Annotated in this window: 30 protein-coding genes and 2 pseudogenes; 17 read left to right on the forward strand and 15 right to left on the reverse strand. The window is 70.0% G+C overall.

Translation table 11 applies throughout. From position 1 onward, the window contains the following. The first annotated feature begins 35 nt into the window (after positions 1–35). Positions 36–221, forward strand: coding sequence for a DUF6104 family protein (locus ACGF5O_RS11625; RefSeq protein WP_030190019.1), 186 nt, complete (start codon positions 36–38; stop codon positions 219–221). A gap of 98 nt (positions 222–319) precedes the next feature. Here the strand turns inward: ACGF5O_RS11625 and ACGF5O_RS11630 are convergent, their stop codons facing one another. After that, positions 320–544, reverse strand: coding sequence for a hypothetical protein (locus ACGF5O_RS11630; protein ID WP_393809716.1), 225 nt, complete (start codon positions 542–544; stop codon positions 320–322). A gap of 201 nt (positions 545–745) precedes the next feature. Here ACGF5O_RS11630 and ACGF5O_RS11635 point away from each other — a divergent pair, with 201 nt between their 5' ends. Further along, positions 746–1,696, forward strand: coding sequence for a DUF4097 domain-containing protein (locus tag ACGF5O_RS11635; protein WP_393809717.1), 951 nt, complete (start codon positions 746–748; stop codon positions 1,694–1,696). 1 nt (position 1,697) lies between these two features. After that, entirely contained in the window at positions 1,698–2,771 is a 1,074-nt protein-coding gene (locus ACGF5O_RS11640; RefSeq protein WP_393809718.1) for a PadR family transcriptional regulator, read from the forward strand. A gap of 30 nt (positions 2,772–2,801) precedes the next feature. On the opposite strand, the gene ACGF5O_RS11645 is transcribed toward ACGF5O_RS11640, so the two are convergent. Beyond that, entirely contained in the window at positions 2,802–3,767 is a 966-nt protein-coding gene (locus ACGF5O_RS11645; RefSeq protein WP_393809719.1) for a zinc-binding dehydrogenase, read from the reverse strand. 303 nt (positions 3,768–4,070) lie between these two features. Then, positions 4,071–5,303, reverse strand: coding sequence for an NADP-dependent malic enzyme (locus ACGF5O_RS11650; protein ID WP_393809720.1), 1,233 nt, complete (start codon positions 5,301–5,303; stop codon positions 4,071–4,073). A 583-nt stretch (positions 5,304–5,886) separates the two neighbouring features. On the opposite strand from ACGF5O_RS11650, the gene ACGF5O_RS11655 reads away from it, so the two are divergent. From ACGF5O_RS11655 to ACGF5O_RS11665, 3 genes are read left to right on the forward strand one after another with little or no spacing between them, the layout of a single operon-like run. Next, the gene (locus ACGF5O_RS11655; protein ID WP_393809721.1) at positions 5,887–6,846 is read left to right on the forward strand and encodes an ABC transporter substrate-binding protein; all 960 of its coding nucleotides are present in this window, start codon (positions 5,887–5,889) and stop codon (positions 6,844–6,846) included. 30 nt (positions 6,847–6,876) lie between these two features. Continuing rightward, a complete protein-coding gene (locus ACGF5O_RS11660; protein WP_393809722.1) occupies positions 6,877–7,806 on the forward strand; it encodes an amino acid ABC transporter permease in 930 nt (309 codons plus the stop codon). Continuing rightward, complete coding sequence (locus tag ACGF5O_RS11665) at positions 7,803–8,603, forward strand: amino acid ABC transporter ATP-binding protein (protein WP_362596637.1); 801 nt, start codon at positions 7,803–7,805, stop codon at positions 8,601–8,603. The genes ACGF5O_RS11660 and ACGF5O_RS11665 overlap by 4 nt, the downstream gene beginning before the upstream one ends. A 69-nt stretch (positions 8,604–8,672) precedes the next feature. Here ACGF5O_RS11665 and ACGF5O_RS11670 read toward each other — a convergent pair whose 3' ends face one another. Further along, on the reverse strand, positions 8,673–9,437 hold the full coding sequence (locus ACGF5O_RS11670; RefSeq protein WP_393809723.1) for a class I SAM-dependent methyltransferase: 765 nt from the start codon (positions 9,435–9,437) through the stop codon (positions 8,673–8,675). Between the two features lie 115 nt (positions 9,438–9,552). Here ACGF5O_RS11670 and ACGF5O_RS11675 point away from each other — a divergent pair, with 115 nt between their 5' ends. Then, positions 9,553–10,209, forward strand: a complete 657-nt coding sequence (locus ACGF5O_RS11675) for a CGNR zinc finger domain-containing protein (RefSeq protein WP_393809724.1) — start codon at positions 9,553–9,555, stop codon at positions 10,207–10,209. Positions 10,210–10,247: 38 nt separating this feature from the next. On the opposite strand, the pseudogene sodX reads toward ACGF5O_RS11675, so the two are convergent. Beyond that, a pseudogene (gene sodX, locus ACGF5O_RS11680) lies at positions 10,248–10,781 on the reverse strand (nickel-type superoxide dismutase maturation protease); the annotation flags it as partial. On the opposite strand from sodX, the gene sodN reads away from it, so the two are divergent. Continuing rightward, a complete protein-coding gene (gene sodN, locus ACGF5O_RS11685) occupies positions 10,693–11,088 on the forward strand; it encodes a superoxide dismutase, Ni (protein WP_351719271.1) in 396 nt (131 codons plus the stop codon). The pseudogene sodX and the gene sodN overlap by 89 nt on opposite strands. A 110-nt stretch (positions 11,089–11,198) precedes the next feature. Here the strand turns inward: sodN and ACGF5O_RS11690 are convergent, their stop codons facing one another. From ACGF5O_RS11690 to ACGF5O_RS11705, 4 genes are all read right to left on the reverse strand, one after another. Further along, complete coding sequence (locus tag ACGF5O_RS11690; RefSeq protein ID WP_393809725.1) at positions 11,199–11,678, reverse strand: GNAT family N-acetyltransferase; 480 nt, start codon at positions 11,676–11,678, stop codon at positions 11,199–11,201. A 172-nt stretch (positions 11,679–11,850) separates the two neighbouring features. Next, positions 11,851–12,753 carry a polyphosphate kinase 2 gene (gene ppk2 / locus ACGF5O_RS11695; RefSeq protein ID WP_362596628.1) on the reverse strand — a complete coding sequence of 301 codons (903 nt, stop codon included), beginning with the start codon at positions 12,751–12,753 and terminating at the stop codon, positions 11,851–11,853. A gap of 36 nt (positions 12,754–12,789) precedes the next feature. Then, on the reverse strand, positions 12,790–13,020 hold the full coding sequence (locus tag ACGF5O_RS11700) for a hypothetical protein (RefSeq protein ID WP_393809726.1): 231 nt from the start codon (positions 13,018–13,020) through the stop codon (positions 12,790–12,792). A gap of 25 nt (positions 13,021–13,045) precedes the next feature. Next, on the reverse strand, positions 13,046–14,200 hold the full coding sequence (locus tag ACGF5O_RS11705) for an anion permease (RefSeq protein WP_393809727.1): 1,155 nt from the start codon (positions 14,198–14,200) through the stop codon (positions 13,046–13,048). Between the two features lie 154 nt (positions 14,201–14,354). Between ACGF5O_RS11705 and ACGF5O_RS11710 the strand changes: the two genes are divergently transcribed. Genes ACGF5O_RS11710 through ACGF5O_RS11720 form a run of 3 tightly spaced genes read left to right on the forward strand, consistent with a single transcriptional unit; the run spans position 14,355 to position 15,966 of the window. Beyond that, positions 14,355–14,708: a helix-turn-helix transcriptional regulator gene (locus ACGF5O_RS11710; protein WP_393810119.1), complete on the forward strand. Its 354-nt coding sequence runs from the start codon at positions 14,355–14,357 to the stop codon at positions 14,706–14,708. Positions 14,709–14,760: 52 nt separating this feature from the next. Beyond that, entirely contained in the window at positions 14,761–15,180 is a 420-nt protein-coding gene (locus tag ACGF5O_RS11715; RefSeq protein ID WP_393809728.1) for a VOC family protein, read from the forward strand. Positions 15,181–15,198: 18 nt separating this feature from the next. Then, positions 15,199–15,966, forward strand: a complete 768-nt coding sequence (locus ACGF5O_RS11720) for a VOC family protein (protein WP_393809729.1) — start codon at positions 15,199–15,201, stop codon at positions 15,964–15,966. Here the strand turns inward: ACGF5O_RS11720 and ACGF5O_RS11725 are convergent. From ACGF5O_RS11725 to ACGF5O_RS11740, 4 genes are all read right to left on the reverse strand, one after another. Beyond that, positions 15,963–16,310 carry a DUF952 domain-containing protein gene (locus ACGF5O_RS11725; protein ID WP_362596620.1) on the reverse strand — a complete coding sequence of 116 codons (348 nt, stop codon included), beginning with the start codon at positions 16,308–16,310 and terminating at the stop codon, positions 15,963–15,965. The genes ACGF5O_RS11720 and ACGF5O_RS11725 overlap by 4 nt on opposite strands. 9 nt (positions 16,311–16,319) lie before the next feature. Continuing rightward, on the reverse strand, positions 16,320–16,529 hold the full coding sequence (locus tag ACGF5O_RS11730) for a hypothetical protein (RefSeq protein ID WP_393809730.1): 210 nt from the start codon (positions 16,527–16,529) through the stop codon (positions 16,320–16,322). A gap of 156 nt (positions 16,530–16,685) precedes the next feature. Continuing rightward, positions 16,686–17,798 (reverse strand): family 2 encapsulin nanocompartment cargo protein polyprenyl transferase, encoded by a 1,113-nt coding sequence (locus ACGF5O_RS11735; protein WP_393809731.1) that lies wholly within the window; start codon positions 17,796–17,798, stop codon positions 16,686–16,688. A gap of 113 nt (positions 17,799–17,911) precedes the next feature. Continuing rightward, complete coding sequence (locus ACGF5O_RS11740; protein WP_393809732.1) at positions 17,912–19,318, reverse strand: family 2B encapsulin nanocompartment shell protein; 1,407 nt, start codon at positions 19,316–19,318, stop codon at positions 17,912–17,914. A gap of 313 nt (positions 19,319–19,631) precedes the next feature. Between ACGF5O_RS11740 and ACGF5O_RS11745 the strand changes: the two genes are divergently transcribed. From ACGF5O_RS11745 to ACGF5O_RS11755, 3 genes and pseudogenes are all read left to right on the forward strand, one after another. Further along, complete coding sequence (locus ACGF5O_RS11745) at positions 19,632–20,222, forward strand: N-acetylmuramoyl-L-alanine amidase (RefSeq protein ID WP_393809733.1); 591 nt, start codon at positions 19,632–19,634, stop codon at positions 20,220–20,222. Between the two features lie 45 nt (positions 20,223–20,267). After that, positions 20,268–20,405, forward strand: a pseudogene (locus tag ACGF5O_RS11750) (1-aminocyclopropane-1-carboxylate deaminase); the annotation flags it as partial. Between the two features lie 80 nt (positions 20,406–20,485). Next, the gene (locus ACGF5O_RS11755) at positions 20,486–22,117 is read left to right on the forward strand and encodes a recombinase family protein (protein ID WP_393809734.1); all 1,632 of its coding nucleotides are present in this window, start codon (positions 20,486–20,488) and stop codon (positions 22,115–22,117) included. 546 nt (positions 22,118–22,663) lie between these two features. Here ACGF5O_RS11755 and ACGF5O_RS11760 read toward each other — a convergent pair. Beyond that, the gene (locus ACGF5O_RS11760) at positions 22,664–23,299 is read right to left on the reverse strand and encodes a helix-turn-helix transcriptional regulator (protein WP_393809735.1); all 636 of its coding nucleotides are present in this window, start codon (positions 23,297–23,299) and stop codon (positions 22,664–22,666) included. Positions 23,300–23,386: 87 nt separating this feature from the next. On the opposite strand from ACGF5O_RS11760, the gene ACGF5O_RS11765 reads away from it, so the two are divergent. Both ACGF5O_RS11765 and ACGF5O_RS11770 read left to right on the forward strand, forming a co-directional pair. Next, positions 23,387–23,743 (forward strand): hypothetical protein, encoded by a 357-nt coding sequence (locus ACGF5O_RS11765; RefSeq protein WP_393809736.1) that lies wholly within the window; start codon positions 23,387–23,389, stop codon positions 23,741–23,743. Positions 23,744–24,004: 261 nt separating this feature from the next. Next, complete coding sequence (locus tag ACGF5O_RS11770; protein WP_393809737.1) at positions 24,005–24,775, forward strand: 1-aminocyclopropane-1-carboxylate deaminase/D-cysteine desulfhydrase; 771 nt, start codon at positions 24,005–24,007, stop codon at positions 24,773–24,775. Positions 24,776–24,841: 66 nt separating this feature from the next. Here ACGF5O_RS11770 and ACGF5O_RS11775 read toward each other — a convergent pair whose 3' ends face one another. Continuing rightward, positions 24,842–26,437, reverse strand: a complete 1,596-nt coding sequence (locus ACGF5O_RS11775; protein ID WP_393809738.1) for a Na+/H+ antiporter — start codon at positions 26,435–26,437, stop codon at positions 24,842–24,844. A 61-nt stretch (positions 26,438–26,498) separates the two neighbouring features. On the opposite strand from ACGF5O_RS11775, the gene ACGF5O_RS11780 reads away from it, so the two are divergent. Further along, positions 26,499–26,759 (forward strand): UBP-type zinc finger domain-containing protein, encoded by a 261-nt coding sequence (locus tag ACGF5O_RS11780; RefSeq protein WP_393810120.1) that lies wholly within the window; start codon positions 26,499–26,501, stop codon positions 26,757–26,759. Positions 26,760–26,957: the final 198 nt, after the last annotated feature.

Raw genomic sequence — 26,957 nt, forward strand, 5'->3', positions numbered from 1 at the left:
GGCACCCACACAGGCAGGCAGCAGGAGAGCAACCCATGTACTTCACCGACCGAGGCATCGAGGAACTGGAGAAGCGGCGCGGCGAGGAAGAGGTCACCTTCGAGTGGCTCGCGGAACAGCTCCGCACGTTCGTCGACCTGAACCCCGACTTCGAGGTCCCGGTGGAGCGCCTGGCGACCTGGCTGGCCCGACTGGACGACGAGGACGAGGACGAGGAGTAGGGCACCGCCCGGGGCGCGCCCCCTCCGCGGGGAACTGCGCGACAAGCCCCCACCGACCCGCAGCCGAAGTACGGCCCGCCGGTCCCCGGAAACCTCGCTCAGTCCCGCGGAAACACCGTCTCGTACGACAGCTCCAGCGCCCCGTGCACCATCAGCACCGCCCCCACCACGGCCCACCCCACACTGCGCCGCCGCATCCCCCACGCGGCGGCCGGCAGCCCCACCGCCACCTCGGCCAGGGCCAGCCGATGGGCCCTCGGCACGCCGTCCGCATCCTGCGCCCCCGACAGCCGGAGACCGGCCCTGGATTCATCCGTCGACATGTACACACGGTAAGCAATTCATCCACTTACCGCGCGATATGTGCCCCACCGGGACCCTGTCGACGTCAACACGGCCCCCAACCAACCACCCTCACGGGTGCCTTGACTTCCGACGTCCGCGATATATCGTGTTTCATGGAAGACGCGATATGGCGCGAGCCGTACCATCGCGTTCGCGTCCGGCCCGAGGAGGTCCGCACCATGCCCAAGTCCGAGTGGTCCGTCGCCGAGCCCGAGAAGCTCGACTTCGACACCCCCGTCAGCGACCTGCACGTCCGCATCGTCAACGGAACAGTCAACGTCGTGGGCACCGACGAGGGTTCCACCCGCCTGGAGGTCTCCCGGATCGAAGGCCCGCCCCTGATCGTCACGCACGAGGGCGGCACCCTCACCGTGGCCTACGAGGACCTGCCCTGGAAGGGCTTCCTCAAGTGGCTCGACCGCAAGGGCTGGCGGCGCAGCGCGGTGGTCTCCCTCGCCGTCCCGGCGGACACCCGCGTGGAGGTGGGCGTGGTGGGCGCGGCGGCCGTCGTCTCCGGGATCACCGGCACCTCGGTGGTCAAGGGCGTCACCGGCGACACCACCCTGGTCGGCCTCTCCGGCGAGGTCCGCGCGGACACGGTGTCCGGGAACCTGGAGGCCCAGGCGGTCACCGGCAACCTGCGCTTCAACTCCGTCTCCGGCGACCTGACCGTCGTCGACGGCTCGGGCTCCGCCGTGCGCGCGGACTCGGTCAGCGGCTCCATGATCATCGACCTGGACCCGGACGGCCCGACCGACGTCCGGCTGACCAGCGTCTCCGGCGAGATCGCCATCCGGCTGCCGCACCCGGCCGACGCCGAGGTCGAGGCCAACACCGCGAGCGGCACGATCTCCAACGCCTTCGACGGACTGCGGGTGCACGGCCAGTGGGGCGCCCACAAGATCACCGGCCGCCTCGGCGCGGGCACCGGCAAGCTCCGCGCCACCACGGTCTCCGGCTCCATCGCCCTGCTGCGCCGCCCGCCCAAGGAGGACGACGACGAGCAGGCGGCCTGGGCGGCCGAGTCACCCGCGGACCCGGCAGAACCGGCCGCCGGCACAACCGCCGGCACGACGGCCGACACGACCGACGGCACGACCGACGGCACGACCGACAAGAAGGTGCTCTGACATGCCTCCCGTCTTCGCCCACGGCCGTCTCCGCCTCTACCTGCTCAAGCTGCTGGACGAGGCCCCGCGCCACGGCTACGAGGTGATCAGGCTGCTGGAGGAGCGCTTCCAGGGCCTCTACGCCCCGTCGGCGGGCACCGTCTACCCCCGGCTCGCCAAGCTGGAGGCCGAGGGCCTGGTCACGCACACCACCGAGGGCGGCCGCAAGGTCTACGCCATCACCGACGCCGGCCGCACCGAACTGGCCGACCGCAGCGGCGAGTTGGCCGACCTGGAGCTGGAGATCCGGGAGTCGGTGGCGGAACTGGCCGCCGAGATAAGGGCGGACGTGCGCGGCGCGGCCGGTGACCTGCGCCGCGAGGTGCGCGAGGCCGCCTCCGAGGCCCGGCACGGCGCGGGCACCGGGACCGCGGAGTACGGCGACCTCGGCGACAAGGAGTCGTGGCGGGCCGCCAAGGAGGAGATGCGCCGGGTCAAGCAGGAGTGGAAGGAGCAGGCCCGCCGCGCCAAGGACGAGAGCCGCCGGGCCCGTGACGAGGCCCAGCGGGCCCGCCGGCAGGCCCAGGAGGCCCAGGCCCAGGCGAGGGCCCAGGCGCAGGAGGAGATGCAGCGCATCGCCCGCCGGGTGCAGGACCACGTCCAGGACCACTTCGCGCGCGGCGACTGGCCGACGGGGGTCCGCGAGGGCATCACCGAACTCGCCAAGGAGTTCGGCGACTTCGGAAAGGACTACGGCAAGAACTTCGGCAAGGGCTTCACCACCCGCACCGAGCCCGATCCCGGCACCGGCACCGGCACCGGCCCGAACCTGCGGAAGCCGGCGCAGGCCCCGGAGTACACGCAGACCCCGGAGGACTTCCCGGCGCAGTACGTCCCGGCGTGGGCGCACGGCGACGAGACCGGGACCGGCGACGCGGCCCGCGACCTGGACCGGCTCCTGGACCGCTTCCGCGACGACATCCGCGACGCGGCCCGCGACCACGGAGTCACCACGGAGCAGCTCCGCGAGGCCCGCCGCCACCTCTCGACGGCGGCGGCCCGCATAGGAGCGCTGCTGCGCACCCCGAAGCCCTGAGACCCGGCCCCACGGATCCGGGCCCGGCCCTCAGGAATTGGTCAGCACGATCTTCCCGAACTGGTCGCCGGACTCCAGCCGTTCGAAGCCCTCGCGGGCGCGGTCGAGCGGGAGCAGCTCGTCGATGACGGGGCGTACACCGGTGGCGGCGCAGAAGGCGAGCAGGTCCTCCAGCTCGTCCTTGGTGCCCATGGTCGAGCCCACGACCTTCAGCTCCAGGAAGAAGATCCGGGTCAGCTCGGCGTGCGAGGGGCGGTCGCCGCTGGTGGCGCCGGAGATGACGATGGTGCCGCCGGGCCGCAGCGACTTCACCGAGTGGGACCAGGTGGCGGCGCCGACGGTCTCGATGACGGCGTCCACGCGCTGCGGCAGCCGGGCCCCCGGCTCCACCGCCTCGACGGCACCGAGCTCCACGGCCCGCTTCCGCTTGGCCTCGTCGCGGCTGGTGGCGAAGACCCGCAGCCCCGCGGCCCTGCCGAGCACGATCGCGGCCGTGGCGACGCCGCCGCCCGCGCCCTGCACGAGGACCGAGTCGCCGGGCCGTACGCCCGCGTTGGTGAAGAGCATCCGGTAGGCCGTCAGCCAGGCGGTCGGCAGGCAGGCGGCCTCGGCGAACGACAGTTCCCTGGGCTTGGGCAGGATGTTCCAGGTGGGCACGGCGACCTGCTCGGCGAAGGTGCCCTGGTAGCGCTCGGTGAGGATGGACCGGGGCTCGTCCGGCCCGACCCCGTGCCCGCTCTGCCCGATCACGGAGTGCAGGACGACCTCGTTGCCGTCCTCGTCGACACCGGCGGCGTCACACCCGAGGATCATCGGCAGCCGGCCCTCGGGAAGACCGACGCCGCGCAGGGACCAGAGATCGTGATGGTTGAGGGAGGCGGCCCGCACCTCGACGGTACTCCAGCCGGCCCGGGCCTCGGGGGCGGGACGTTCCCCCAACTCAAGGCCGGAGAGCGGCTGGTCGCGGTCGATTCGGGCGGCGTAGACGGCGAACATGAAGCCGACGATAGGTTCCCGAAGCCGCGCGCGAAACCGGACCCCCCTGTGACACATCCCCTCTTGCGCCCAGCACCCCGAGCCTGGCGCCCCGCACAACCGCCCCACACGCGGCGCGCCGCATCAGCACCCCGCGCTTGGCGCCCCGCAAGGGGCGCGGGGAACTGCGCGCCCAGCCCCCACCCACCGGCACCCGACGACGACGCGAGCCACCCCAGCACGGCGGTCACCTCGTACGCACCCGATCGGGTGGGCGGGTGGGCAAAGAAATGGCCCCGCCCAGAGCGGACGGGGCCACGGAAGCTACCGCCGGGCAACCCCCTCGGCCCGCGCAGCCGCGGCCACCGCCGCAGTCACCGCAGGCGCAACCCGCTCGTCGAAGGGAGACGGAATGACATAGTCGGGGGCAAGATCATCGCCGACGACCGCCGCCAGCGCCTCCGCCGCCGCGATCTTCATCCCCTCGGTGATCCGGGAGGCCCGCACCTGAAGCGCACCCGCGAAGATGCCCGGGAACGCCAGCACGTTGTTGATCTGGTTCGGGAAGTCCGACCGCCCGGTGGCCACGACCGCCGCGTACTTGTGGGCGACGTCGGGGTGCACCTCGGGGTTCGGGTTGGCCATGGCGAACACGAACGCGCCCTCGGCCATCGAGGCGACGGCCTCCTCCGCGACCGTACCGCCGGAGACGCCGATGAAGACGTCGGCGCCGGCCAGCGCGTCCTCCAGGGTCCCCTTGAGCCCGGCCTTGTTGGTGAACCCGGCGACCTGCCGCTTGACCTCGGTGAGGTCGTCGCGGTCGGCGGAGATGATGCCCTTGCGGTCGGCGAGGGCGACGTCTCCGATGCCGGCCTCGACCAGCATCTTGGCGATGGCGACCCCGGCCGCTCCGGCGCCCGAGATGACCGCCCGGAGCTGCCCGATCTCCCGTCGGCTGAGCCGCGCGGCGTTCCGCAGGGCCGCCAGGGTGACGACGGCCGTGCCGTGCTGGTCGTCGTGGAAGACCGGGATGTCGACGCGCTCCTGGAGCTTGCGCTCGATCTCGAAGCACCGCGGTGCCGAGATGTCCTCCAGGTTGATCCCGCCGAAGGAGGGAGCCAGCCGGACGACGGTCTCCACGATCTCGTCGACTTCGGTGCAGGCGAGGGCGATGGGAACCGCGTCCACGCCGCCGAACTGCTTGAAGAGGATGGCCTTGCCCTCCATCACGGGGAGGGATGCCTCGGGACCGATGTCCCCGAGGCCGAGCACGGCCGTACCGTCGGTGACGACGGCCACGACGGACGACTTCCACGTGTAGTCGTTGACCAGCTCGGGCTGTTCCGCGATCGCGGTGCACACGCGCGCGACTCCGGGCGTGTACGCGAGGGAAAGGTCGTCCTTGTCACGGAGCGGCACGGTGGCCTGCACGGCCATCTTGCCGCCGCGGTGCAGCGCGAACACCGGATCGAAGGAATCGAGGGGCTCGGCCCCGCCGTCCTGGTCCGTACTGCCCGACGCGCTGTCGCTGCGAGGATTGACGATCTCCGCTGCCACTTGTCTTACCCCTTAGGTATGCATGGTTTGAGGGTCGGCCACTCCCGGTGAGGGAGTGGGCGGGCACCGCGCAGGGCCCGATCACTGATACGTACGAGTGGCACGTACGAGCACCTGCGCGACGGGCGCGCCGCACACGCGCCCTGAGCCCCGGATGAGGGGTGTAAAGAACCTTCTTACCGGACGGACAGCGCTCACGACGAGTCGAATAGGCGCAAGGTCACATCACGGATGTCGTAGAGAGCCGACAGATGAGCGGCTGGACGACCAGCGGAAGATCACGGGGTGCAGCCCGAGGTGAACCGGCGGTGAACCGAAGATCTTCCGGCCAGAAGGTCGGATTCCCGCAGATGTGCGGGGTGGCGGGTCGGCGAGGGACCGGCCTGACGCGTCACGGGGGTCACCCGTTATCCGATTTTGACATGGTGACACGTCTGCTTGGAGCAATCCCAATGGCAGGATGCCGTAAACCCGCGAGGTCGCGACACCCGAAGGTGTGTGTTTCCGTCGACCCATCGGCATATCGACATATCAGACACATCGGTATATCGGCTTGTCCTACCCACTGCCGGAGGAACCCACCATGACCGCAGGCTTCACCCGTCGTACCACCACCTCGCGCTCCCAGATTGCCGCGTTCGGTGCGATCGCGGTCGCAGGCGCCCTGATCCTCACCGGTTGCGGTGACCAGACGGACAAGGGCGGCGACAGCGGCTCCTCCTCGACGTCCTCGGCCCCACTGGCGAGCAAGCTGCCGGCCGACATCCGCAAGGCCGGCGTCGTCAAGGTCGGCTCCGACATCGCCTACCCGCCGGTCGAGTACATGGAGAACGGCAAGGCCGTCGGTGTCGACCCGGACATCGCGGACGCGCTGGGCAAGCAGCTGGGCGTGAAGTTCGAGTTCCAGAACGGCAAGTTCGACAACCTGATCGTGGGCCTCCAGGCCAACCGCTTCAACGTGATCATGTCGGCGATGAACGACACCAAGGACCGCCAGGACGGCATCGACTCCGACACCGGCAAGAAGGTCGGCAGCGGCGTCGACTTCGTCGACTACTTCACCGCCGGCACCTCGATCCTGGTCCAGAAGGGCAACCCGAAGGGCATAAAGTCCCTGGACGACCTGTGCGGCAAGGTCGTGGCCCTGCAGAAGGGCACCACGTCCGAGGGCATCGCCAAGGCGCAGAGCGAGAAGTGTACGAAGGACGGCGGCAAGGCCATCGACCTGCAGACCTTCGACACCGACCCCGAGGCTCTGCTCCGGCTGAAGCAGGGCGCCTCCGTCGCCGACCTGAACGACTTCCCGGTGGCCGCCTACAACGCCAAGACGTCCAACGGCGGCAAGGACTTCGAGGTCGTCGGCGAGCAGATCGAGGCCGGCCCGTACGGCATCGCGGTCAGCAAGGAGAACACCCAGCTGCGCGACGCGATCCAAGCCGCCATGGCCGCCATCATCAAGAGCGGCGACTACCAGAAGATCCTGGAGAAGTGGAACGTCACGCAGGGCGCGGTGACCGAGTCGAAGATCAACGGCGGCTCCTGAAGGCCCGGGCACGACTGAAGGGCCGTCACAGTGACTGACACGGTCGACAGAACTCCGGCGCCCTCCGTGCCGCCGGAGCAGATCAAGGCCATCCCGGTGCGCCACTACGGGCGCTGGGTGTCCGGCGTCGTGGTCATCGTCCTCCTGGTGCTGATCGGGATCGCCTTCTCCAACGCGAAGATCAACTACAGCGTCATCCCCGACTACCTCTTCGACCAGGGCATCGTCTCCGGCGCCTGGACCACGCTCTACATCTCGGTCCTCGCCATGGTGCTCGGCGTCGCGCTCGGCGTGGTCCTCGCGGTGATGCGGCTGTCGTCGAACCCGGTCACCAGCACGGTGTCCTGGTTCTACATCTGGTTCTTCCGGGGCACCCCGGTCCTGGTCCAGCTGCTGCTCTGGTACAACATCGCGCTCGTCTTCCCCATCCTGAACCTGGGGTTCTACAAGGACGAGATGAACCAGGTGATGACCCCGGTCCTCACCGCCCTGCTGGGCCTCGGCCTGAACGAGGCCGCGTACATGTCGGAGATCGTCCGCGCCGGCATCCAGTCGGTCGACGAGGGGCAGACCGAGGCCTCGCACGCACTCGGCATGACCCAGGGCCAGACGCTGCGCCGGGTGATCCTCCCGCAGGCGATGCGGGTGATCATCCCGCCGACCGGCAACGAGTTCATCAACATGCTGAAGACCTCGTCGCTGGCCTACGCGGTCCAGCTCCCCGAGCTGATCAAGAAGGCCACGGACATCTCCAGCACCTCGCTGGCGGTCGTCGAGATGTACTTCGTCGCCTGCATCTGGTACCTGTTCCTGACCACGATCTTCAGCATCGTCCAGTACTACATCGAGCGCCGTTACGCCCGCGGCTCCTCGCGCAACCTCCCGCCCACCCCGCTGCAGCGGCTGCGGAGGAATCTGTCCCAGTGGGGTTCGTTCCGTCGCCCGGAGGTGGCCCGATGACCTCTCTCGCCAAGGACATCACCCCGCCGAGCAGCGGCGCCCCGATGGTCAAGGCCGAGGGCGTGCACAAGTCGTTCGGGCTGTCGCACATCCTCAAGGGCATCGACCTGGAGGTGCTGCCGCGCGAGGTGTTCTGCCTGATCGGCCCGTCCGGTTCCGGCAAGTCCACGTTCCTGCGGTGCATCAACCACCTCGAGAAGATCAGCGCCGGCCGCCTCTACGTCGACGGCCACCTGGTCGGCTACCGCCAGCACGGCGACAAGCTCTACGAGCTGAAGGAGAAGGAGGTCGCGGCGCAGCGGCGGGACATCGGCATGGTGTTCCAGCGCTTCAACCTCTTCCCGCACATGACGGCCCTGGAGAACGTCATGGAGGCGCCGGTCCAGGTCAAGCGCGAGTCGAAGGCGTCGGCCCGGGAGCGGGCGCAGCGCCTGCTCGACCGGGTCGGCCTCGGCGACCGCACCGGCCACTACCCGGCGCAGCTCTCCGGCGGCCAGCAGCAGCGCGTCGCGATCGCCCGCGCGCTCGCCATGCAGCCGAAGCTGATGCTCTTCGACGAGCCGACCTCCGCGCTCGACCCGGAGCTGGTCGGCGAGGTCCTGGACGTGATGCGGGACCTGGCCGAGGACGGCATGACGATGATCGTCGTCACGCACGAGATGGGCTTCGCCCGCGAGGTCGGCGACAGCCTGGTCTTCATGGACGACGGCGTGGTGGTCGAGTCCGGCCACCCGCGCGACGTCCTGGGCAACCCCCAGCACGACCGGACGAAGTCGTTCCTGTCGAAGGTGCTGTAGCGGTACGCCGAGGGGCGGTACGAGCATCCTCGTACCGCCCCTTCGGTCTGCCCGGGCTCCGCCTTCGGTCTACCTGACGGCGAGCAGCAGCGTGTCCGACGGCGAGCACCAGACGGGCCGGGCCTCCCCGAACCCCTTCTCCCGCAGCACGCGCGCGTGCCACTCCGCCGACGGCATGTCGCCCTCCGCGTGCTCCCCGTAGATCTCGAAGCGGCGGGCGGTGGGCCCGGCGAGCACCGGGTCCTGGGCGGCCAGCTGCCACCACTCGGCCCAGTCCAGGGCCCCCGCCGCCTTGGCCTGATCCATACCCCGGTGCCGCTGCGCCCGTTCCGCGGCATTGATCCGGGGCGTGCTGTCGTCGATCATGTGGTCCGCGTTCATGAAGACACCGCCGTCGCGGACGAGTTCCGCGACCTGACCGTAGAGGGCCGCGAGGGGTTCGCTGTGCAGCCAGTGCAGGGCCGTGGCGGTCAGGACGGCGTCGTACGAGTCGTACGGCAGCCGCGCGGTCCACTCCGGGTCCTTGAGGTCGGCGGTGACGAGCGTGACCCGGTCGTCGCCCGCGAAGGTGCCCCCGGCGATGGCGAGGAGGGCCGGGTCGAGGTCGACCCCGGTGCTCACCGCGTCCGGGAAGCGGGCGAGCAGCCGGGCGGTGATGCTGCCGGTGCCGCACGCGAGGTCGAGGACCCGGGGTGCCGTACCGACCAGCGCCTCCACCATGTCGAGCATGACCCGGAACCGCTCCTCGCGGTCCGGCATGTACCACTCCTGCTGCCGGTCCCAGCTCTCCTGCCAGGCGCCCCAGTCGGCCCCGGTCGTGGATGTCGTGGTCATCGGCGCGTCCGTCATGGCAACCCTCCACCGCACAAGTCCCGTAATACCCTGGAAGCACGACCGCCTGTTACCCGACCGCACGACCGACCCTAGAGTGCCCGCGTAAGGACTACAAGTGGAACTGGCCTATTACTCGGATTACGCTGTCCGCCTCGTCAACAGCGAGGAACCGGCCCGGGGCAAGGACTCCCTGACCTCGGTCGAGGCCGTCCGTGATCTGTTCGGCGGCAACCAGCAGGCCGCCCGGCGCGCCACCGAGGCCGACCTCACCCGCTTCCGCTCGGTCCGGGCCCGGCTGCGCGCGGTCTTCGAGGCGGCCGACAAGGGCGAGGAGACCCTCGCGGTCGACCTGCTGAACTCACTCCTCCTGGAGTTCCCGGTGAGCCCGCAGATCTCCGGGCACGACTTCCGGGACGAGGACGGCCGCCCGCTGTGGCACATGCATCTGGCCGACCACCCCTCCAACGCCACCGCCGGCTACACGGCGATCGCGGCGATGGGCCTGGCCTTCCACCTCACCGAGTACGGCGTGGACCGGCTCGGCCTGTGCGAGGCGGCGCCGTGCCGCAACGCCTACCTCGACACCTCGACCAACCGTTCCCGGCGCTACTGCTCGGACCGCTGCGCGACCCGCGCCAACGTGGCCGCCTACCGGGCCCGCAAACGCCTGGAGGCGGAACGCCCCGACCGGCCGGACCGCCCCGAGCGCTCGGCCAGCACCGGCCTGGCGGCCGAGAGCGCCCAGCGGGCCACCGCCAGCGGCGAGCGCTGACCGGCCCGCAGCGGCCGCCAGCGGAACAGGGCCCGGCCGAGGATCAGCTCCTGCGGCACGGTCCCGTAGTCCGTGCTGTCCCCGCCCGCGTACGCGTTGTCCCCGAGCACCCACCAGCCGCCCTCGCGCGGCTCCACGGCCCGCTTGACGACCAGCAGGTCCTGCTGGAAGGGATGACGCAGGACGACGACGTCCCCGGCCCGCACCCTGGCCCCGTACCGCACCAGGAGCTGATCCCCCTGGTACAGCGTGGGCACCATGGACGGGCCGGTCACCTCGGCCAGTCCGAAGAGCGCGGCGCCCCTCCCCCGCTCGGTCTCCTGCGACAGCTCCGGCATCCCCGGCACCTCCCCGGTCCGTTCCTCCACCAGTCTCAGTCTGACCCTGGACTTTTGTCCTAAGCCCATGGGGGCACTCGCGAAATCGCGCTTCCCAGGGAGTAATGTCCCACCTGAGAAGACGATCACGAGGAAGGAATGCTCCATGCTTTCCCGCCTGTTTGCCCCCAAGGTCAAGGTCAGCGCGCACTGCGACCTGCCCTGCGGTGTGTACGACCCGGCCCAGGCCCGCATCGAGGCGGAGTCGGTGAAGGCCGTGCAGGAGAAGATGGCCGCCAACGACGACCCGCACTTCCAGGCGCGCGCCACCGTCATCAAGGAGCAGCGTGCCGAGCTCGCCAAGCACCACGTCTCGGTGCTCTGGAGCGACTACTTCAAGCCCCCGCACTTCGAGAAGTACCCCCAGCTGCACCAGCTGGTCAACGACACCCTGAAGGCCCTGTCGGCCGCCAAGGCGTCCACGGACCCGAAGACCGGCGAGAAGGCCCTGGAGCTCATCGCCGAGATCGACACGATCTTCTGGGAGACCAAGAAGGCCTGACCCGCACCCTTACCGGTTGCCAAGGCCTTGTTCGGCCGCACCCGGCCCGAAGGACCGCCGTTCACGGTGGTCCGGAGGGTTCGGGTGCGGTCTTTTTTTCCGGGTACGGCCTACGACCCGGCGGCCAGCTCCTTGAGCGGCCCGCCGGTCAGGCGGCAGATGCGCCACTCGTCCAGGAACTCGGCGCCGAGCGACCGGTAGAAGCCGATCGCCGGGTCGTTCCAGGCCAGTACCGACCACTCGAAGCGCTCGAAGCCGTTGCGCAGGCAGTGCGCGGCGAGGGCGGCGAGCAGGGCCCGGCCGTGGCCGCCGCCGCGGGCGTCGGGGCGCACGTAGAGGTCCTCCAGGTGCATGCCCCGGGTTCCGGTCCAGGTCGAGAAGCGCGGGAACCACAGGGCGTAGCCCACGGGTCCGCCCGTGGTCTCGTCCTCGGCGACCAGCGCGTAGGCCGCGGGTTGGGCGCCGAACAGCGCCTCGCGGAGCTGCTCCTCGGTGGCCCGGGCCTGCTCCACGGCCCGTTCGTACGCGGCGAGTTCGCGGATCATGGCGCGGATCTCGGGGACGTCGTTCTCGGTGGCGGCGCGGATCATGCAAGGGATCATCGGTCACCGGGGCGAACCGTGTCCATCCGGCCACGCCCGCTCCCCCGGCGGCTCGCCGGCCGCGCACGGGCGTTCACGGGAGCAACGCAGGGGTTGCGGGGCCGGGGGTACGGCGAAGGGCCGGCCGGATGTCCGGCCGGCCCCTGTCGGGTGACGGGTGCTAGTGCCCGCCGTGGTCGTCCTCGCCGGCCTCCAGCAGGCCGGCCGCCGCGCCCACGACCCGCGGGTCCGGGCTGCCGACGACCTCCTCGTCCTTGTCGGCGTAGTCGAAGCGGGCCAGCACGCTGCGCATGGCCTCGACCCGGGCCCGCTTCTTGTCGTTGCTCTTCACCACGGTCCAGGGCGCGTACTCGGTGTCCGTCTCGCGGAACATCGCGACCTTGGCGGCCGTGTAGTTGTCCCACAGGTCCAGCGAGGCCAGATCCATCGGGCTGAGCTTCCACTGCCGCACCGGGTCGACCTGGCGGATGGTGAAGCGGGTCCGCTGCTCGCCCTGCGAGACCGAGAACCAGAACTTCACCAGGTCCACCCCGTCGTCCACCAGCATCCGCTCGAACAACGGGGCCTGGCGCATGAAGCGCCGGTACTCGTCGTCCGAGCAGAAGCCCATGACCCGCTCGACGCCGGCCCGGTTGTACCAGGAGCGGTCGAACATCACGATCTCGCCGGCGGTCGGCAGGTGCTCGACGTAGCGCTGGAAGTACCACTGGCCGCTCTCGCGCTCCGTGGGCTTCTCCAGGGCCACCACGCGCGCGCCACGGGGGTTCAGGTGCTCCGTGAAGCGCTTGATGGTGCCGCCCTTGCCGGCCGCGTCCCGGCCCTCGAAGACGATGACGATCCGGCGTCCCGTCTCCTTGATCCAGGTCTGCAGCTTCAGCAGCTCGATCTGCTGGAGCCGCTTGTGCCACTCGTACTCCTTGCGCTCCATGCGCTGGGCGTACGGGTAGTTCTCCCGCCAGGTGTCGATCGGGGATCCGTCCGGGCGGATGAGTACGGGGTCGTCCGGGTCGCTGTAGTCGACCTTCAGGTCGGCCAGGTCGGACAGCAGGTCCGGCGTCGTCATCCAGTCCTCCTCAGCGGCTTGGTGGGTGTCTGCGGGTCAGTGGAACTGCGGCACGATCAGGTAGATGCCGTACGCCACCACCGCCACGCAGGCGAGGAAGCAGAGCCCCGCCTGGGCGGCGCCGACGGTGCTGGTGCCGCCCTGCTCCTTGGCACCCTCGTAGCGGGCGAGCCCGAGGACGCCGAAGGCGAAGACAACCACCACTGCGAATGTAACTCCGATGCTCACCGCGGTGACCTCGCCGAGTGCGGTCCAGTCGATGTTCATGGGAACTCCCTCACTCAGGCAGCGCTCAGGCGGCGGTGTCGACGTGGGACGGGGGCGTGGTGCGGATGGCGACCTCGTGGCCGTCGTTGACGTTCTTCGCGTCGATCGGGTTGCGCCGCGACAGGACGACGATGCCGGCCGCGAGCGCGGCGCCGACCAGCGCGACCACGACCGTGCCGAAGTTGCCGCCGTGCTTGACCGCGTACGCGGAGATGCCGCCGACCAGCGCGGCGCAGGGCAGCGTGATCACCCAGGCGGCCACCATGCGTCCTGCGACGCCCCAGCGGACCTCCGCGAGCCGGCGGCCGACACCCGCGCCGAGGATGGAACCGGAGGCGACCTGCGTGGTGGAGAGCGCGAAGCCCATGTGGGCGGAGGTCAGGATGACGGCCGTGGAGGCGGTCTCCGCCGCGAAGCCCTGCGGGGACTGGATCTCGGTCAGGCCCTTGCCCATGGTGCGGATGATCCGCCAGCCGCCGATGTACGTGCCGAGGGCGATGGCGAGACCGGCGCTGAAGATGACCCAGACCGGCGGCCCTGCGTCGCCCGGGAGGGCGCCGACGGAGATCAGGGTCAGGGTGATGATGCCCATGGTCTTCTGGGCGTCGTTGGTGCCGTGCGCGAGCGAGACCAGCGAGGCCGAGCCGATCTGCCCGAGCCGGAAGCCCCTGGTCACGGAGCCTTCACGGCCGCGTGCGGTGAGCTTGTAGGCGCAGTACGTCGCGATCAGCGCGGCGACGCCCGCCACCACCGGCGAGGCGAACGCCGGGATGATGATCTTCTCGACAACCTTGTCGAAGTTGACCGCGCCGGACCCCGCGCCGACCCACACGGCCCCGATCAGCCCGCCGAACAGGGCGTGCGAGGAACTGGACGGCAGCCCGACCAGCCAGGTCATCAGATTCCACAGGATCGCCCCGATGAGGCCGGCGAAGATCATCGCAGGCGTCACCTTGGCGTCGTTCACGATGCCGCCGGAGATCGTCTTGGCGACCTCCGTGGAGAGGAAGGCTCCGACCAGGTTGAGCACGCCGCTGATCAGAACCGCCGTCTTCGGTTTGAGCGCGCCGGTCGCGATGGACGTGGCCATCGCGTTCGCCGTGTCGTGAAACCCGTTGGTGAAGTCAAAGGCAAGTGCAGTGACGATCACGACCGCCACGAGGAACGTGATGTGGTCCATTCCTATATGCAAACAAGGGCGGGCCAATTGCGCGAGAACCCGAGGCAAACGCACGTCCAAAAACAAACCCCCGTCGTGTGCGTGATGTGCGTGCCATGCTGGGCGGGTGACCCCCCTGGAGGACCTGAGGCGGCTGCGCCGGGCGCGCGACCGCATGGACCGCGAGTACGCCGAGCCGCTCGACATGGCCGAACTCGCCCGTACCGCCCTCATGTCCCCCGGTCACTTCCAGCGCAGCTTCCGCAAGGCCTTCGGGGAGACGCCGTACAGCTATCTCATGACCCGGCGGGTCGAGCGGGCCAAGGCGCTGCTGCGCCGCGGCGACCGCACGGTGACCGAGGTGTGCATGGCGGTCGGCTGTACGTCGCTGGGGTCCTTCAGCTCGCGGTTCACCGAGCTGGTCGGGGAGACACCGAGCGCGTACCGGGCACGGGACCACGAGGAGAGCACGGTCATCCCGTCCTGCGTGGCCCGGACGTTCACGCGGCCTCGCCGCCGGCCGTACTGACCTCGCCGGACAACCGCACGCGCCTACGCACGTTTACTCCTAGCCTGGCCTCATGGACGTACAACTCGCGCAGTGTTTCATCGCCGTCGACGACCACGACAAGGCGCTCGCCTTCTACCGTGACGTCCTCGGCCTGGAGGTCCACAACGACGTGGCGTTCGAGGGGATGCGCTGGGTGACCGTCGGGTCGCCGCAGCAGCCGGGCGTGGAGATCGTGCTGGAGCCGCCGGGCGCCAACCCGGACGCCTCCCCCGCCGACCGGCAGGCCATGGCCGAACTGCTGGCCAAGGGCATGCTGCGCGGGGTGATCTTCTCCACCGCCGACTGCGACGCGCTGTACGAGCGGGTGCGGGAGCACGGCGGTGACGTGATCCAGGAGCCCATGGACCAGCACTGGGGCGTCCGGGACTGCGCGTTCCGGGACCCGGCGGGGAACCTGCTGCGCTTCACGGAACGCCGGGCGGCCGGATAGCACACTTACGATCACCGTATGACCATCCGCTGGACCTACGCCTTCGCCGACCGGCCCGCCGCGCATCTCGCCGCCGCCCAGGCGTTCTGGACCGCTGTCACCGGCACCTTCCTGTCCGCGCCCCGTGGCGAGGACGACGAGTTCGTGACGCTGCTGCCGGCCTCCGGCGTCGACGCCTGCGTCAAGCTCCAGGGCGTCGGGACGGGCCCCGGCGGAGCCCACCTGGACCTGTGCGTCGAGGACGTGCCGGGCCTGGTCAAGCGGGCCCGGGAACTCGGTGCGGGGACGGTCGCCGAGCACGACGGGTGGAGCGTTCTGCGGTCGCCGGCCGGGCAGTTGTGGTGCGCCGTGCCCTGGCAGGGAGAGTCGGTACGGCCGCCGGTCGTGGCGGGCAGCCGGCTGGACCAGGTCAGCCTCGACATCCCGCCGTCCGCCTACGAGGCGGAGACCGCGTTCTGGGCGCGGCTGACCGGCTGGGAGCCGCTGACCGGCGCGCTGCCGGAGTTCCGGGTGCTCAGGCAGCCGGCCGGCCTGCCCGTGCGGATCCTGCTCCAGCGGCTGGCCGGCGAACAGCCCGCCGCCGCCCACCTCGACCTCGCGTGCGCGGACATCCCGGCCACCCGCGCCCGGCACGAGGAACTCGGCGCCGTGCACGTGGCCGACGGCCGCCACTGGACGGTGATGCGCGACCCGGCGGGCGGCGTCTACTGCCTCACCGGCCGCGACCCCGAGACCGGGGGCCTGCCGAGCCGGGCCGACGACCAGGGGCGGGGAACTCGGGCCTAGGAACGGGGAGCCCGGCTCCAGGGCTCCACGTCCACCACGGCCGTCACCGGTATCGGTCCGTAGACGTGCGGGAACTCCTCACCGCCGGGATCCGGCGCCTCCCACTTCACCGGGGCGCCGACCCGGGCCGGGTCCACGACCAGCACCACCAGTTCGTCCGGGCCGTCGTAGGCGCCGTAGAGGAACGCCGCGATGCGCGGGAGCTGGTCGCGGGTGGAGCAGTGGATGAAACCCTCCTCCTGGAGGGTGCGGCCCCGGGTGGACAGCTCGTAGCGGCCCCGCGCGCGGGCCTCCTCCCACAGGGAGCGCTCGGTGATGTGCAGGATGTTCGGGAGTGCGGTCATGCGCTCACGCTACGGTCCCCGCTCGGCGGCCCCGGGCGGCGGGGGCCTCGGCGGTGACGCCTCCTGCGGGCCCGGCGGCCCGGTGCGCTCGCCGCAGTGGGGGTTGCGGCAGGGACCGGGGCCCCAGACCGGAACCCAGGCTCCGAGCGTCTTGTGCCGTCGCACCACTCGTTCGACGGGCTGTCCGCAGACCGGACAGACCTGGTCCTGGCTGTCCATTCCCCCAGCCTAGGCCGGGTCCGGCGGCCGTGCCCGCCGCCGGCCGGGAATCGGCGGGCCCCGCGCACCGTGGGGATGCGCGGGACCCGTCGGGCCGGAGCCCCCGGAGAGCCGCGCGGGGTCAGGAGCCGCGCGGCGCCGGGGGCTCCGGGGTCTTCACCTGCTGCGCCGGGTCACGAACTCGGCGAGCGCGAGCAGGCCGCCGGCCGACTCCGGGCCGGGCACGGCACGGGCGAGCTCCTGCATCGCCCGTGCCATCCGGTCGGCCGCCTCGGACTGGGCCCAGTCCCTGCCGCCCGCCCGCTCCACCGCCAGTGCGGTCCGCGCGATGTCGTCGGCGTCGGCCCGCGCGTCCGCCCGCAGATGCGGCTCGGCGTACAGCGCGGCGAGGTCGGCGGCGGCCGGGGTGCCGGAGGTGAGGGCCGCGACGACCGGCAGGGACTTCTTGCGGGCCGCCAGGTCCGCGCCGGCCGGCTTGCCGGTGCGGACGGGGTCACCCCATATCCCGATGACGTCGTCGATCAGCTGGAACGCCAGCCCGGCCTGGCGGCCGAAGCCGTCGAGCGCCGCCACCTCCGCCGCTCCCGCCCCCGCGTACAGCGCGCCCAGGGCACAGGCACAGCCGAGCAGCGCCCCGGTCTTGGCCTCGGCCATGGCGAGCACCTCGTCGAGGGTGACCTCGTCGGGCGCCCGGTCCTCCATGGCCGTGTCCGTGTGTTGTCCCGCGCACAGTTCGAGGACGCAGTCCGCGAGCCGGACGGCGGCCGCCGCGGACGCCGGGTGCGGGTCCTCGGCGAGCAGCCTGAGGGCCAGCGCCTGGAGGGCGTCCCCGGCGAGGATCGCGTCCGCGTCGCCGAACACGGTCCATGCGGTGGGCCGGTGCCTGCGGGAGGTGTCCCGGTCCATGACGTCGTCGTGGAGCAGGGTGAAGTTGTGCACCAGCTCCACGGCCGCCGCGGCCCGTACTGCTGCCGTGCGGGCCGCCGGGCCGCCGAGCGCGTCGGCGGCGGCGAGGACCAGCGCGGGCCGGATGGCCTTGCCCGCGTCGCCGTCCGCCGGGGTGCCGTCCGCGTGCTCCCAGCCGAAGTGGTAGCGCGCGATCCGCCGCATCGGACCGGGCAACGACGCGACGGCGGCGCGCAGTTCGGGATCGACGGACGCCCGTACCCGCTCCAGTATCACCGCCGCCTCGGCCCCGTCGGGCGACTCCGGCCTCCCCTGCGGCAGCTGCGTGGCATGCTGCTGCCGCTCCGTCACGAACTCGGCCATGGCCTCCCCTTCGCGGAGTGCGCGTACGGTGGCGTGGCCGCCACGGCTCGGCACGTACCCCGAGGGTGTACCCGCCCCGGAGGGCGGGGACACGGCCACCAAGTGCGGAAACGTCACCTCCAGCGGCCGATCTCGACGTTCTCCAGCACGCCGAGGGCGTCCGGGACCAGTACGGCGGCCGAGTAGTACGCCGTGACCAGGTAACTGATGATGGCCTGCTCGTTGATGCCCATGAAGCGGACCGAGAGGCTCGGCTCGATCTCGTCCGGCAGACCGGACTGCCGCAGTCCGACCACGCCCTGGTTGTCCTCGCCGGTACGCATGGCGATGATCGAGGTGGTCCTGGCCTCGGTGACCGGGATCTTGTTGCACGGGTAGATCGGGACTCCGCGCCAGGTCGGGATGCGGTTGCCGCCGATCTCGACGGTCTCCGGGACCAGTCCGCGCTTGTTGAGCTCGCGACCGAAGGCGGCGATGGCGCGCGGGTGGGCGAGGAAGAGCTTGGTGCCGCGCCGGCGGCTGAGCAGCTCGTCCATGTCGTCCGGGCTGGGCACGCCGTCGTGCGGCTGCAGCCGCTGGTCGTACTGGCAGTTGCTGAGCAGTCCGAACTCCCGGTTGTTGATGAGCTCGTGCTCCTGGCGCTCCTTCAACGCCTCCACGGTGAGCCGCAACTGGTGCTCGGTCTGGTTCATCGGCTGGTTGTAGAGGTCGGCCACGCGGGTGTGGATGCGCAGCACCGTCTGGGCGATGCTCAGCTCGTACTCACGCGGCCGGGCCTCGTAGTCGACGAAGGTGTGCGGGATGTCGGGCTCGCCGCTGTGGCCGGCCGCGAGGGCGACCTCCTTCTCGCCGTACTTGTTGGTGCGCTGCTCGGGGATCGCGCGCAGCTGCTGAAGATGCTCGCGCAGCGAGTCGGCGCGCTCGGCGACCTGCTCGAAGTCCTGCCGGGACAGGGTCAGCACGGTGCAGGCCGTGTCCGCGCGGGCGGTGTACTCCCAGATGGCGTCCGGGTCGATCAGGCCCTGCTCGCCGAAGTACGAGCCGTCGGCGAGGACCCCGAGCACCGCGTCGTCGCCGTAGGGGCCGGTGCCGATCTTCTCGACGCGGCCGTGGGCCAGCAGGTGGACCTCGTCCGTGCCGTTGCCGAACGAGGCGATGACCTCGCCCGCGGCGAAGTCGCGCTGCCGGCAGCGCTGGGCCAGCTCGGCCAGCACCTCCTCGTCGTCGTACGAGCGCAGAACGGGCAGCTCGCCCAGCTCCGCGGGGATGACCTCGACACGGTCGCCGGTCTTCAGGAACGTGATACGGCCGTCGCCGACCGTGTAGGTGAGCCGCCGGTTCACCCGGTACGTGCCGCCCTGTACGTCGACCCAGGGCAGCGTCCGCAGCAGCCAGCGGGAGCTGATCTCCTGCATCTGGGGTGCGGACTTGGTCGTGGTGGCCAGGTTCCGCGCTGCCGCCGTGTCCAGAGACTGCTGCGGCTTGCCCTGATCCGTGCGGACCTCTTCGCCTACCGACATAAGGAAATGCCCTCCCATACCTGCGCGGGCGCCGAACTGCCCACGCATCGGTCTCACGGGCCACCCTGTCATCACGGAACGTGCTGGGACCATTACCCGAAAGAGCGGGAATAGATCATCGCACTACTGGGCATGCCGACATATCACCTCACCCCTCACCCCTCGACCGCCCCTCAATCGCCCCTCGATATGCCGACTTGTCTGGATCGACTCGCACGGGATCCGAACACCGCCAAACGGGGCTGGCCCGGTACGCCCGACTTCTGTAGAAAGCGAAGAAGATCCAGACACTTCGGACACGAAGGAGGCGGTCATGGCCCCACCCATGTCCGCGGGCGCTTTCCTCGACGCGTTGCGGGACGAGGGCGTCACAGTCGTCGAGGTCGGCGACTGGAGGGACCACAACCGGAACCACAAGGGCCCCTGGGGCCCCGTCCACGGCGTGATGATCCACCACACGGTGACCCACGGCACCGAACCCACGGTCCGGATCTGCCGCGACGGCCACCCCGGCCTCCCCGGCCCGCTCTGCCACGGTGTCATCACCAAGGACGGCACGGTCCACCTCGTCGGCTACGGCCGCGCCAACCACGCGGGGCTGGGCGACGACGACGTGCTGCGCGCGGTGATCGCCGAGAAGGCGCTGCCCCCGGACAACGAGGCGAACACCGACGGCAACCGGCACTTCTACGGCTTCGAGTGCGAGAACCTGGGCGACGGCGAGGACCCCTGGCCCGAGGCCCAGCTGGAGGCGGTCGAGAAGGTGGCCGCGGCGGTGTGCCGGCGGCACGGCTGGTCGGCACGGTCGGTGATCGGGCACCTGGAGTGGCAGCCGGGGAAGGTGGACCCGCGCGGCTTCCCGATGTCCTGGCTGCGCGAGCGCGTCGCCGAGCGGCTGAAGTGAGCCCGCGCCGACGCCCTGTGCCGCACCCCGGGCGACAATGACGACGTGACCAGCGCCGACATACTCGCTCCCCGGCTCCCCTCCCCGCTGCAGGCGGTGGCCGACGACCGTTTCGCCGGGCACGGCGTCCGCCTCCTCCTCAAGCGGGACGACCTGATCCACCCGGAGCTGATCGAGAACAGACCGACTGGCGTAGGTGGGTACTGACCAGGAAGTTAATCGCTGGACAGACCCATCCGCCTTCACGGAAGGTGGTTCTCGATATGGGTGCGATTACAGATCCGGCCAAGCTGTGCGATCTGTACCTTCGGCGCAGCAATTGGCAAGACGACAAAACAACTCTGAAGAAGCATGAGCGGGACCTTCGGGAACGTGCGGCGCGCGAAGGGCTGACGGTCCGTAAGGTCTGGCTCGAAGAGATCTCGGCGTTCAAAGCGGGACTCACCCGGGAAGAGTTCGACAAAGCCATTGCTGCCGTGGCGGCCGATGAGGTGCGCCACTTGCTGGTGTGGAAGCTCGACCGACTCAGCCGTCAGGGCATGGGACAGGTCGGCAATGTCCTCGATCAGTTCGAGAGGATCGGCGCTCGCCTCATCGCGCACATTGACGGCCTGGACAGCAGTGTCCCCCAACACCGTGGGCTGTTCGCCTGGCTGGCGGAACAGGCGCGCTCCGAGTCGTACAACACGTCGACTCGTACCCGCAGTACGAAGGCTGAGAAGAAACTCACCGGGGCATGGCCGGGCGGCCAGCCTCCCTACGGGCTGCGCGTGCGAAAGAAGAGGACGCAGCGCAACCCGAAGGAATTCGAGACTGCGCGCCGCATCGCTGACGCTTTGCTGAACAACGATTCGGCGCAATCAATCGCGGATGAACTGAACGCCGACGGCCTCAGGACACGGCGCGGCGGCATGTGGCGGTCGTCCACCATCACGCAACTCACTCACTCTCCGGCGTGGGCGGGCCTCATGCCGGTGCATGAGCGCTACGTGGATGACGCGGGGCGGGAGCGCTGGCGCCTGACTGGTGAGCCGTTGATGGGAGAGGACGGAAAGCCGATCCGAATCGGTGAAGGCGTCGTCACCGTCGGGGAACGGGCTCGGATTCTCGCGGGTCTGCGATCTCGCACGTCCGAGTCCTTCGCAACTGGTAGGCGCGGAAAGCCTGGCGCAAACTCTCTGTTGTCGAGTTTCGCCAAGTGCGGTCGCTGCGGTGGAAACATGACCAAGAGCGGGCAACAGTACCGCTGTTATCGGCGGGTGAATCTCGGTAAGTCGGCTTGCAAGGGCATGACTGTTCTCGTGAAAGACCTGGACCGTGCCATATCTGCGGCGTTCATGGCGCGCGTAAGGTCCCTCGATGGTGAACACGAACTCTTCAAGGAATTGGCTACCCGCTGGCTGGCCTACGATGATCCGGAGACGGAAGCGCGGCGGGTCGAGCTAATCGCGACCGTGGCAGACGCTCAATCGCGTTTGGATAAGCTCGATGACGCCTACTACGTGCAGGGCCGTTTCAAGGGCGCCGAGGGTGAACATCGCTACCTGAAAATGCGGGAAGCGATTGAAGGCCAGTTGAGATCCGCAAGTACCGAGCTGGCGGAAATCAAGGCAGCCATTGACCTTTCGATCCTGCAAGACGCTGAGCGTCTGCGTTCAGCCTGGATTGCGGCCGATCAGGAGAAAGCTCGAATGCTGCTCCGGGTCGTGCTGCACTCCTTCACGGTCCTGCCTCCTCGTGGCCAAGGCTGCAAGCGGAGTTGGCTGAAGCTGCTGGCTGACTGCTGCTTCCACTGGGTCGGCGAGAAGCAACAGCCGCTCATGCGGGACGCCGGGCGGCTCAACGGCGTGATCGTCTTCGAGGAAGAACAGGACCTGGTGGGCCTGGCTGCCTAGACCTCGGGCCCCCTGATCTGCACCTTTGGCACGCGGCCGGCCGTAGAGGCTTGGGACGGGAGCTGCCATGGGGCGAGAGAACAGGGGGCCTTACGCTTGCCCGGCGGATCGGGCAGTCCTTGGGACCTGCCCGCAATAGCCCGATCGGCCCCCCTGTTCTTCGAGGCTCGCCCCATGGTGGCTGTCTCAAGCCTCGTAGGCCGTCCGCCCCCAGCCACGACGTCTCCGGCCACGGCGGCGCGCCATATAGATCTAGTGAAGAAGAGTTACGCCGATTGGGTCGCAGGACGCTCCGACGCTCAAGGCTCGCCCGGTGTCGGGCGGTGGCCGACCGGACCGGACCGGCCGAAGGCCGCACGCCGGGCCGAGGCGGCCGGACCGCCCGGCGCGCCGAAGGCGCGCCCTTGAGTAAGTAGAGAAAAGTTCATCCGATTCCATGATCGGCGGATCGCTCGCCTTCACGACGGGACTATCTGGCGCTCCGGTCGGGGTCGGGCAGGCGGCTGGCTGCGGGCGTACGGCTCCGTAGAGGGGCGAGAGCTGCCCTTACCTGGCGGGCGGCCGATTGAAGCGCGTGAGTGCCCGTCGGGAGGTGTCTGCGGTCTCGTACGTCAGGGACCACGGGCCGCTGTTGACCTTGAACGACTTGTCGAAGCCAACCCACATGCCGTCCATGCTCCGCCCTGTCATCTCGACCAAGAGCTGTACCGCTCCGTGGTAGACCGCGCCCTTGTAGTACCCCTCAGCCGCTGTGCGCTCGGTCCAGGTGCCGGTGAGTGCCGGGCCGTCCTTGGTGAGTTCCACGAAGATCGGGGAGTCGTTCGAGCCTGGGAGGCTCTCGCCATGTAGCCGGTTGCCCACCTGACGTATGATCACGTAGTGGTGCCGCGTCACCTGGCCTCGGCTCGTGCTCTCGTAGGTGTACCGGCTGTGCCAGATGCCGGAGAGGGAGTCTGCGTCAGGCTGGTCTCCGCTCAGCACATGCGCGGACAACCCCAGAGCCTGAGCGATCGGGGCCAGCCAGTCACGCGGGGTGCGCTTGCCTGTCTCGTAGCGGTAGATCTCTTGCCTGCCTAGTTTCTCGGGGCCCACGCCTGCGACGCGGCATGCTTCCCTCGCCAATCGCGATTGGGACCAACCGAGTTGTTCCCGCCGCTCACGAATCCGTTCCCCGATATTCATACCCGCCATTGTGGCCTACAGCGGGCCTACAGGTGGGCCCACATGAGGCAGCTAGTTGCGGCCACACGGGCATTACAGGATCGACTCATGACGACGACTGAGGTTGAAAGGGGCGGCGCACCGAGGCTGTTGCCGTGGTCCACCCCGGAGGGCAAGCCGTGCTTTCTGATCTCCGACAACCCGAAGGGATTCCTGTCTCGGAGAGCCGATGACCTCGAACAGGTCCAACTCGCTCTGGGGGCTGAGCTCCTGGAGCGGGTCGGGGAACTGGTTGACGATCCTGCGGCAACGGATCGGGAACTCCGATTCGCCCTTCGGACGCTGTCCAACGGGATGGTCGACGCGCTCAGAGTTGCGGAGAGCCGAGGTGCGCGGCTGTGTCTCGTGGCCGACATGGACGACACCGGCGACACAGACGACAGCGAGGCGGTGACCGACGAGTGACGAGAATCGGCAGCAAGATTGCGGCTCTGGCTGGTCCTCTGCTGATCATCACGATTTCGGCATCGTGCGGCCTGGTGGTGGGCGTCGCCCTCGCCGGTTCGCGCTGAGAATTCCGGCTCTTCCCAAGCTCCCCGTTCCAACCGCCCCAACCCTGGACAGGTCGAGCCGGTTGGGATGGGGACCCCGGCCCCCGACAGGCCTCCCCCGTCCTGTCGGGGGCTCTTTCATGCCATCTGACCTGCACCCTTGCCACTTACGCCAGTGGCCGTACACTCGATCGGCAACAAGTGGCGCAAGCTGGTCCCGAACATCGAGGCGGCGGCCGGCCGGCCCGTCCTCACCTTCGGCGGGGCGTACTCCAACCACCTGCGCGCGACGGCCGCCGCGGGCCGCCTCCTGGGCTTTGCGACGGTGGGCGTGGTGCGGGGCGAGGAACTGGCCGCCCGGCCGCTCAATCCGTCGCTGGCGCGGTGTGCGGCCGACGGGATGCGGCTGCACTTCGTCGACAGGTCGACGTATCGGCGCAAGGCCGAGCCGGGGGTGCTGGCCGGCCTGCTGCGGGCGGTGGGGACCGAGGACGCCTACGTGGTGCCGGAGGGCGGCAGCAACGCGGCCGCGGTACGCGGCTGCCGCGCCCTCGGCGCGGAGCTGCGGGGGCGGGCCGACGTGGTGGCGATCGCCTGCGGGACCGGAGGCACGCTGGCCGGACTGGCCGCCGGACTGGGGGCGGAGCAGCGGGCGCTGGGGGTACCGGTGCTGCGGGGCGGGTTCCTGGCGGGCGAGATAGGGCGGTTGCAGGCGGAGGCGTTCGGCGAGCGGCGCGGGCGGTGGTCGCTCGACGAGCGGTTCCACTTCGGCGGGTACGGGCGTACGACACCCGAACTCGATGCCTTCGCCGAGGACTTCGAGGAGCGGCACGGGGTGCGGGTGGAGCGCCTGTATGTCGCCAAGTTGCTGTACGGACTTGTCGAGCTGGCGCGGGAGGGCGGCCTGGGGCGGGACGTGTCCGTGGCGGCGGTGCTGACGGCCTGACCGGCAGGGGCGCGGACGGCCTGGACGGCCTGGTCGTCGTACGGCCCCGGGGCCGCGCGCCGGATGTCACTCGGCCTCCCGGTACGCGGCGGCCTCCTCCAGGTCCAGCCGGCGCAGCAGGGTGCGCAGCATCTCGTCGTCGATGTAGCGGTGGTCGCGGAGCCGGACGAAGACCGAGCGCTCGGCGCTGATCATCTCCCGGGAGAGGCGGCGGTAGGTGTCGTCGACCGACTCGCCGGTGATCGGGTTGGTCTGGCCGAGGCGCTCCCAGACGGCGTTGCGGCGGCGCTCCAGGACCGTGCGCAGGCGGTCGGCGAGCGGCGGGGGGAGGTCGTTGCGGTCGTCCGAGAGGAGTTCGTCGAGGCGGGTCTCGGCCGCGCGGGAGGCCTGGGCCTGGGCGTTCGCCTCGGCGAGCGTCTCGGCCTGGGCGTCCCGGGCCGGGAACTTCATCAGGCGGATCAGCGGGGCCAGGGTGAAGCCCTGCACCACGAGGGTGCCGATGACCGTCGTGAAGGTCAGGAACAGGATCAGGTTGCGCTGCGGGAAGGGGGCGCCGCCGTGCACGGTGAGCGGGATCGAGAAGGCGATGGCCAGCGAGACCACGCCCCGCATGGCCGCCCAGGCGGTGACCGCCGGACTTCTCCAGGTGGGGTTGCCCTCCCGTTCGCGGATCCGCCGGAACAGCAGCCGCGGCAGGAAGGCCGCCGGGTACATCCAGACGAACCGGGCCGCCACCACGACCAGGAAGAGGGCGAACGCGTACCAGGCGGCGTCGATGCCCTCGTAGGCGCCGAGGCCCTTGAGGACGACCGGCAGCTGCAGTCCGATCAGCGCGAAGACCGCCGACTCCAGCACGAACGCCACCATGCGCCACACCGCCTCCTCCTGGAGGCGAGTCGCGAAGTCGACCTCCCAGGCGCGGTGGCCGAGGTAGAGGGCGACCACGACGACCGCCAGCACGCCGGAGGCGTGGAACTGTTCGGCGACGCTGTAGGCGACGAACGGGATCAGCAGCGACAGCGTGTTCTGGAGCAGCGGCTCCTTCAGGTGCGTGCGCAGCCAGTGGATCGGCACCATCAGCACCACGCCGACGATCACGCCGCCGAACGCGGCCAGGAGGAACTCCCCGATCCCGGCGGCCCAGGAGGCGCCCTCGCCGACGGCCGCCGCGACGGCCACGCGGTAGGCGGTGATCGCCGTGGCGTCGTTCAGCAGGGACTCGCCCTGCAGGATCGTGGTGAGCCGGGACGGCAGCCCGACCCGCCGGGCGATCGCGGCGGCGGCGACCGCGTCCGTGGGCGCCACGACCGCGCCCAGCGCGAGCGCCGCGGGCAGCGGCAGCCCGGGCACGATCAGGTAGGCGGCCCAGCCGACGACGAAGGTCGCGAAGAGCACGTACCCCACCGACAGCAGCGCCACCGGCCGCATGTTCGCCCGCAGGTCGAGATAGGAGCTCTCGGTGCCCTCCTTGTACAGCAGCGGGGGCAGCACCAGCGGCAGCACGATCTCCGGGTCGAGGGTGTAGTCGGGGACCCCGGGGACGTAGGACACCATGAGGCCGACCGCGACCAGCAGCAGCGGCGCCGGCACCGGAGTGCGCCGGGCCGCACCCGCGATCGCGGCGCTCCCCGCCACCAGCAACAGCAGTGGCATCACGTCCATGGTCCTCGCCCGCCCTCGTTTTTCGCGCGGCCACCCGCACACCCGTCGTAATCTGGCAATCATGAAACAGTGCACGCACCGCGACGCGCTGCCGCTCCCGGAACCCGAGCCACAGAACGAGACCTGCCCGGAGTGTCTCGCCAAGGGCTGGCACCCGGTACAGCTGCGGCTCTGTCTGACCTGTGGCCATGTCGCCTGCTGCGACTCGTCGCCCGGAAGACATGCGACAGGCCACCACGAATCGTCCGGTCACCCGATAATGCGGACCTTCGAACCCGGCGAGGAATGGCGCTGGTGCTTCGTCGACCACGTGCTCGTGTGACACTGCACTACGGCTGCTGAAGACCACAGCACCGACGGTTCGACGGTTCGACGCCGGGGTACGTCAACCCGGCGCGCGCTCTTCCCAATTGGGCAAGGCAGACCTCTAGACACGGAGCGTATCCACAGGTTTACTGTGAGTGACGCCAGGGGGTTGGGGTCCCGGGGACAGAAAAGTTCGGAGCGCGGTAGCGTCACC

The sequence above is a fragment of the Streptomyces sp. NPDC048291 genome (assembly GCF_043201715.1).
Taxonomy (GTDB): domain Bacteria; phylum Actinomycetota; class Actinomycetes; order Streptomycetales; family Streptomycetaceae; genus Streptomyces.